The following is a 7,472-nucleotide window of genomic DNA, read 5'->3' on the forward strand; positions in this document are numbered from 1 at the left end:
CCTTGTTGCGTTCGGATCATGCGCGCGCGGCGGCCAGCGAGGCGCGGGCCGCGGCGGCGACGTTCTCGGGGGTGAAGCCGTACTCGGCGAACAGGGTCCCGGCATCGGCGGAGGCACCGAAGTGATCGAGGGAGACGATCCGTCCTGCGTCACCTGTGAAGCGGTACCACGTCAGATTGATGCCCGCCTCGACGGCGACCCGGGCCCGCACCGACGGCGGCAGGACGTGCTCGCGGTAGGCGAGGGGCTGCTCCTCGAACCACTCCACGGACGGCATCGACACCACCCGGGTGGCGATCCCCTCGGCCTCCAGCGCCTCCCGCGCGGCCACGGCGAGCCGGAGCTCGGAGCCGGTGCCGATGAGGATCACGTCCGGGGTGCCGGTGGACGCCTCCACGCGGATGTAGCCGCCCTTGGCGGTGTCCGGGTCCGGCGCGTACGTCGGCACGCCCTGGCGGGTGAGCGCGAGGCCGTGCGGCGCCGGGTGGGTGGCGTGCCGCTTGAGGATCTCGGCCCAGGCGAGGGCGGTCTCGTTGGCGTCGGCCGGGCGGACGATGTTCAGGCCGGGGACGGCGCGCAGCGAGGCGAGGTGCTCGACGGGCTGGTGGGTGGGGCCGTCCTCGCCCAGGCCGATGGAGTCGTGCGTCCACACGTAGGTCACCGGGAGCTGCATCAGGGCGGACAGGCGCACGGCGTTGCGCATGTAGTCGGAGAAGACCAGGAAGGTGCCGCCGTACACGCGTGTGTTGCCGTGCAGGGCGATGCCGTTCATCTCCGCGGCCATGGAGAACTCGCGGATGCCGAAGTGGATGGTGCGGCCGTAGGGGTCCGCCTCGGGGAGCGGGTTGCCCGCGGGGAGGAAGGAGGACGTCTTGTCGATGGTGGTGTTGTTGGAGCCGGCCAGGTCGGCGGAGCCGCCCCACAGCTCGGGCAGTATCTCGCCGAGCGCCTGGAGCACCTTGCCGGAGGCAGCCCGGGTGGCGACGGACTTCCCCTCCTCGAAGACCGGCAGCGCGTCCTGCCAGCCCTCGGGCAGCTTCCCGGCCACGATCCGGTCCAGCAGCCGGGCCCGCTCGGGCCGCACCCCGCGCCACTCGGTGAGCTGCTTCTCCCAGGCGGCGTGCGCCTCGGCGCCCCGGTCCAGGGTCCGCCGGGTGTGCGCGAGGACATCCTCGTCCACCTGGAAGGTCCGCTCCGGGTCGAAGCCGAGGACGCGCTTGGTCGCGGCGACCTCCTCCTCGCCCAGCGCCGAGCCGTGCGACGCCTCGGTGTTCCGGGCGTGCGGGGCCGGCCAGGCGATGACCGTGCGCATCGCCACGATCGAGGGGCGGGACGTCTCGGCGCGGGCCGCCGAGAGCGCCGCGTGCAGGGCGCGCACGTCGACGTCGCCGTTCGCGGCGGGCTCGACGCGCTGGGTGTGCCAGCCGTACGCCTCGTAGCGCCCCAGCACGTCCTCGGAGAAGGCGGTGGCGGTGTCGCCCTCGATGGAGATGTGGTTGTCGTCGTAGAGGAAGACCAGGTTGCCGAGCCTCTGGTGGCCGGCCAGCGAGGACGCCTCGGCGGAGACGCCCTCCTCCAGGTCGCCGTCGGAGACGATCGCCCAGATGGTGTGGTCGAAGGGCGAGGTGCCCTCGGGGGCGTCCGGGTCGAACAGGCCGCGCTCGTAGCGGGCGGCCATCGCCATGCCGACCGCCATCGCGGCGCCCTGCCCCAGCGGGCCCGTGGTGGTCTCCACCCCGGCGGTGTGGCCGTACTCGGGGTGGCCCGGGGTCTTGGAACCGTAGGTGCGGAACGCCTTCAGATCGTCCAGCTCCAGCTCGTAGCCGGCCAGGTACAGCTGGGTGTAGAGGGTCAGCGAGGTGTGGCCGGGGGAGAGGACGAAGCGGTCGCGGCCGGTCCACTCGGGATCGGCCGGGTCGTGCCGCATCAGCTTCTGGAAGATCGTGTACGCGGCCGGGGCCAGGGCCATCGCGGTGCCGGGGTGGCCGTTGCCGACCTTCTGCACGGCGTCGGCCGCCAGCAGGCGCGCGGTATCCACGGCGCGCCGGTCGAGGTCGGTCCACTCGAAGGGGACGGTCGTCTGCTCGCTCATCTTCAAGAAGTCCTCGGAAGAAGCTGGATTGCTGCCGGACGTGTTCGAACTTAAAAGTCAGACTTTTTTGCCGGAAGGTCTCCGTGTGTCAGCCTGTGGTGAAAGTGGGACACAGTTGGATCACGCGGCCCGTCGGCGGGCGGCCGAGCCGGTACGAGAAGGACATGGCGGACGAAATCACCCAGGACGGCGACAGCGGCGACGCGGACGGCGCGGGGAGCGGCGGCGGCCACGCGATCAGGACCTTCCCCTTCCCAGTCGACCTGAGCCTCGGCGGCGTCGGACTCCAGATAGGCCCCTTGGGCACCGGCCGGACCTGGCACGCCGAGGCTCCTCTCCACCGCGTCCACCGCATCGACTTCCACGTGGTCATGCTCTTCGCCGCGGGCCCCGTCCGGCACATGGTCGACTTCACCGAGTACGAGGCGGCCGCCGGTGACGTGCTGTGGATCCGCCCCGGACAGGTCCACCGCTTCTCCCGCGCGCACGAGTACCGCGGAACGGTGCTGACCATGCAGCCCGGCTTCCTGCCCCGCGCCACCGTCGAGGCCACCGGCCTGTACCGCTACGACCTGCCGCCGCTGCTCCACCCCGACACGGCCGGGCGCGTCGCGCTGGAGGCCGCGCTCGCCCAACTCCGCCGCGAGTACGAGGACACGGAGACCCTGCCGCTGAGCCTGCACACGGCGGTGCTGCGGCACTCGCTGACCGCGTTCCTGCTCCGGCTCGCCCATCTCGCGGCCAGTTCGGCGGAGGCCGACCGGCAACAGGCCGACACCACCTTCACGTTGTTCCGCGACGCGGTCGAACAGGGCTTCACCACCAACCACAGCGTCAGCGCCTACGCCGACGCCCTCGGTTACTCACGCCGCACCCTGGTGCGCGCGGTCCGCGCCGCCACCGGCCAGACCCCCAAAGGGTTCATCGACCGGCGCGTCGTCCTGGAGGCCGAACGCCTGCTCGCGCACACCGAACTCCCCATCGGGCGCGTCGGCGTGGCGGTGGGCTTCCCGGACGCGGCCAACTTCTCGAAGTTCTTCCATCTGCACACGGGGCAGACCCCGGTGGCCTTCCGGGCGGAACTGCGCTGAACGGACAGGGGCCCCGCGCCGTCGCGGGGCCCCTGCGCGTGCCGGTCCGGCCGCGCGTGCCGGTCCGGTACGGCGCTCATCCGGTACGGCGCGCATCCGGTACGGCGCTCAGTGGCCGAAGTCGAACCAGTTGACGTTCACGAAGTCGGCCGGCTGGCCGCTGGTGAAGGTGAGATAGACGTCGTGGGTGCCGGTCACCGTGCCGATGTTCGCCGGTACCGTGCGCCAGGACTGCCAGCCGCCGGTGCTGCCCACCGCGAAGCTGCCCACCGGCGCGTTGCCCCGGCTGTCCAGGCGCACCTCGACCAGCCCGCTCACCCCGTTCGCCGCGCCGCTCGCGACCCGGGCGGAGAACTGCCGCGCGCCCGCGGAACCGAAGTCGACGCCCTTGTAGAGCGCCCAGTCCCCGTTCGCGAGCGACCCGATGTCCTGGCCGCCGCCGCTGTCGGTGGTCGCCTCCGTGCTCACACCGCTCTGGCTGTCGTACGACTCGGCCTGTACGGGGCTGTAGGCGTCCCGGTGGCCGGTGGGCGGGGGAGTGGTGCCGCCGCCACCGCCGCCCGAGGTCAGCACCTGCACATAGTCCACCGTCATGGGGTGGCCCGGCTCGGTGCCGCCGTCCGGGCCGCCGCCGAAGGCGTCCGGGAAGCCGCCGCCCATGGCCACGTCAAGGATCACGAAGTAGCCGTGCCGGGTGGCGTTCGCCCAGGTGGTCGCGTCGACCTGGTCCGCCCGCACGGTGTGGAAGACGGTGCCGTCCACCGAGAAGCGGATCTGCTCGGGACTGGCGGAGCGGTCCCACTCCATGGCGTACGTGTGGAAGCCGGCCTGGCAGGTGGCGCCGGGGCAGGGGGTCGAACCGCCGATGCCCGTGGTCTCGTTGCAGGGGCCGCCCGGACTGGTGCCGCAGTGCATCGTCGCCCAGTCGGTGTTGAGGCCCTGGACGTTCTCCATGATGTCCAGCTCGCCGACGCCGGGCCAGTTCCAGTAGTTGCCGCGGAAGGGTGAGCCGAGCGCCCAGAAGGCGGGCCAGTAGCCCTTGGCGGCGGCGCCGGTGACGTTCGGCAGCTGGATGCGGGCCTGGACGCGCAGCTTGCCGCCGGACGGCGGCTCGAAGTCCGTGCGGGTGGTCTCGATCCGGCCCGAGGTCCAGTGCCCGGAGGCGTCCCGGCGCGGGGTGATCAGCAGATCGCCCTTGCCGTCCAGGGCGACGTTGGCGGTGGACGAGGTCATCGTCTCCACCTCGCCGGTGCCCCAGCCGGCCGCGCCGCCCGGGTACGAGGTGCCCGTGTCGTACTGCCAGGCCGAGGTGTCGGCACCGGAGCCCGCGGCCCCGTCGAAGTCGTCCAGGAAGACCTGGGTCCAGCCCGAGGGCGGGGCGGGGGCCGAGGCGTCGGCCGGGAGCGTCGCGGCGGTGGCGAGGGCCGCCGCCAGGCCGAGGGTGCCGAGCGCCGCGACGAGCGCGCGGCGCGCGGAGCGCCGCCGTCGGGGCGCGCTGCGCGCGGCGGGCAACTGGGCGGGTGCGCCTGAGGGTTCACTCACGGGGGCCTCCCGGGTGGGGTGGGGAGCGAGGGGAACGTTCTGAGAGCGCTCTCAGGAGGTGCGCCCGCCAATGTGCTCCCCACCGCCCCGGTCGTCAAGAGTTGAAGCAGGGAAAGTCCGGTGCGGGCGGGGGAGTTCAGGGGGTGAAGGGGGCCAACGGGATGAAGGGGGGTGGGGGGCGAAGGGGGTGAGCGGAGGAGGACGCGGGGGAGAGGGCGGTGCGGGGGACCCGGCCGCGGAACGCGGACGGCGGCGGGCCGGGCCCGCCGCCGTCCGGTGACCACTCCTGTCCGCCGCTATCCCAGGCGGAAGCTGTACACGGTCGTGGCGACCTTGCAGACGCTCGGCGGGACGACCTCCGCGCGCAGGGTGCCGGTGGACGTCTCGTAGTCCACCCCCTCCGCCTCGAACCCCCCGCTGCACACGCTGCGCTGGGGCAGCGCGAACAGGCTGGTGACGTGCCCGGTCACGGCGCCGCCGTCCAGCCTGTGGTCCAGGTCCACCTGGAGCAGCGGCCGGTCCTCGGGGAACAGTTCCTTGGAACCGTCGTCCGAGGCGCACAGCAGCCGGGTGTCGTCGACGAAGTCGCAGCCCTGGATGTCACGGACCGGCTTGTCGAGGGTGATCTGCGGGGCCTGCGGCAGCGTGCCGCCGGTGCGCGGGGTGGACGGGTTGAGCAGCGGGGCGGGGAAGACCTGGAGCCGGTTCTGGTCGCCCCACTCCCCGGACACCAGCCACTGGGCGTCGGGGGAGACGGCGGCGAAGGAGTTGTTCACCTTCTCGCCCGCGTCCAGCGGATGGACGTACTCGTAGCGCTGGCCGCCCGGGGTGGTCACCGCGAACATCTTGGAGGTCGCCGAGTCCGCGCCCTGGTAGGCGTCGAAGACATGGCCCTGGGCCACATCCGGGTCGCCGACGTGGTTCCAGCCCTTGACACGCAGGTCCAGCGGGACGGAGGCGAGCCCCCGGTACACCAGTGAACCGTCCGCGCGGCTGGCGAGGCCCTGGCTGCCGCTCAGCGAGTCGACGTGCGCGGTGCCGGTCTCCTGCCAGACCGGCCCGGACGCCGCCGAGGAGGTCGCCGCACCGAGCGTGACGGCCGCCGACAGGGCGGCCAGGGCGAAGAGTTGACGTCTCATCAGTTCCCTGCCGTGGACTAGGGGGTGGGGATTCGAATGGAATCACGTATCGCCTGCCGGGGCGGGGGATTCCGGATCACCCGGTCGGTCGCGCGCGGGGACGGCGGGCGTCCCCCGGTGGCGGCGGGCGGCTCACGGGCCCGGAGCGCGGCGCCGAGTAGGGTTTCGTTCCGGATGTGCGCGCGCCCGCCGGATCGCGGATCCGGTGGCCGGCGCGGGGCCGTGGCGGAGAGGTGCGAGGGTGAGGCTGACGATTCTGGGCGGCGGCGGGTTCCGGGTGCCGCTCGTGTACGGGGCGCTGCTCGCGGACCGCGGCGCGGGCCGTGTCACGGAGGTCGTCCTGCACGATCTCGACGCGGGCCGCCTCTCGGCGATCACCCGGGTGCTGGCCGAGCAGGCCGCCGGGGTGCCGGATGCCCCGGCGGTGCGGGCCGTCACCGACCTGGACGAGGCCCTGCGCGGCGCCGACTTCGTGTTCTCGGCGATCCGGGTGGGCGGTCTGGAGGGCAGGGCGGCGGACGAGCGGGTGGCGCTCGCCCAGGACGTCCTGGGCCAGGAGACCGTCGGCGCGGGCGGCATCGCCTACGGCCTGCGCACCGTCCCCGTCGCCGTCGACATCGCCCGGCGGGTGGCCCGGCTCGCACCCGGCGCCTGGGTCATCAACTTCACCAACCCGGCGGGGCTGGTGACCGAGGCCATGTCCCGCCACCTCGGCGACCGCGTCATCGGGATCTGCGACTCACCGGTCGGCCTGGGCCGCCGGATCGCGCGGGTGCTCGGCGCCGACCCGCGCGAGGCGTGGATCGACTACGTCGGCCTCAACCACCTCGGCTGGGTGCGCGGGCTGCGGGTCGGCGGACGGGACGAACTGCCGCGCCTGCTCGCCGATCCCGCGCTGCTGGGCTCCTTCGAGGAGGGCCGCCTCTTCGGCGCCGAGTGGCTGCGCACGCTGGGCGCGATCCCCAACGAGTATCTGCACTACTACTACTTCAACCGCGAGGCCGTCGACGCCTACCAGCGGGCCGGGCAGACCCGCGGCGCCTTCCTGCGCGACCAGCAGGCCCGCTTCTACGAGGAGCTGGGCGACCCGCACGCCCCGGCGCTGGACGCCTGGAACCGCACCCGCGCGGAGCGCGAGGCCACGTACATGGCGGAGAACCGGGAGGCGGCCGGTGCGGGCGAGCGCGAGGAGGACGACCTCTCCGGCGGCTACGAGAAGGTGGCGCTCGCCCTGATGCGGGCCGTCGCCCGCGACGAACGCACCACCCTCATCCTCAACGTCCGCAACCGCGGCACCCTGCCGGAGCTGGACTCCGACGCCGTCGTCGAGGTGCCCTGCCTGGTCGACGCCAACGGCGCGCACCCGGTCTCCACCGGCCCGCTGCCGGGGCACGCGGCCGGTCTCGTCCGCTCGGTCAAGGCGGTCGAGCGCGAGGTGCTGGCCGCGGCGGCGTCCGGCTCCCGGGCGGTCGCGGTGAAGGCGTTCGCCCTGCATCCGCTGGTGGACTCCGTCAACGTGGCCCGCAGGCTGGTCGAGGAGTACACCCGGGTCCATCCCGGTCTCGCCTACCTCGGGTAGCGGCCAGTGGCGGGCGGCGGGTCCGGGGG

5 protein-coding genes are annotated in these 7,472 nt (G+C 73.3%); 2 read left to right on the forward strand and 3 right to left on the reverse strand.

Features of this window, described 5'->3' with window-relative positions; genetic code table 11:
- Positions 1 to 16: 16 nt before the first annotated feature.
- Positions 17 to 2,092, reverse strand: a complete 2,076-nt coding sequence (gene tkt / locus B086_RS0138740; RefSeq protein WP_018571825.1) for a transketolase — start codon at positions 2,090 to 2,092, stop codon at positions 17 to 19.
- A gap of 164 nt (positions 2,093 to 2,256) precedes the next feature.
- Here tkt and B086_RS0138745 point away from each other — a divergent pair, with 164 nt between their 5' ends.
- Positions 2,257 to 3,183 carry a helix-turn-helix domain-containing protein gene (locus B086_RS0138745; protein ID WP_018571826.1) on the forward strand — a complete coding sequence of 309 codons (927 nt, stop codon included), beginning with the start codon at positions 2,257 to 2,259 and terminating at the stop codon, positions 3,181 to 3,183.
- Positions 3,184 to 3,291: 108 nt separating this feature from the next.
- Here B086_RS0138745 and B086_RS0138750 read toward each other — a convergent pair whose 3' ends face one another.
- Together B086_RS0138750 and B086_RS0138755 are read right to left on the reverse strand one after the other, a co-directional pair.
- The gene (locus tag B086_RS0138750; RefSeq protein ID WP_234029442.1) at positions 3,292 to 4,725 is read right to left on the reverse strand and encodes a glycoside hydrolase family 16 protein; all 1,434 of its coding nucleotides are present in this window, start codon (positions 4,723 to 4,725) and stop codon (positions 3,292 to 3,294) included.
- Positions 4,726 to 5,021: 296 nt separating this feature from the next.
- On the reverse strand, positions 5,022 to 5,864 hold the full coding sequence (locus B086_RS0138755; protein WP_018571828.1) for a hypothetical protein: 843 nt from the start codon (positions 5,862 to 5,864) through the stop codon (positions 5,022 to 5,024).
- A gap of 241 nt (positions 5,865 to 6,105) precedes the next feature.
- On the opposite strand from B086_RS0138755, the gene B086_RS0138760 reads away from it, so the two are divergent.
- Entirely contained in the window at positions 6,106 to 7,443 is a 1,338-nt protein-coding gene (locus B086_RS0138760) for a 6-phospho-beta-glucosidase (RefSeq protein ID WP_018571829.1), read from the forward strand.
- The last annotated feature ends 29 nt before the right edge of the window (positions 7,444 to 7,472 follow it).

It is taken from the genome of Streptomyces sp. PsTaAH-124 (assembly GCF_000373685.1).
Lineage (GTDB): Bacteria > Actinomycetota > Actinomycetes > Streptomycetales > Streptomycetaceae > Streptomyces > Streptomyces andamanensis.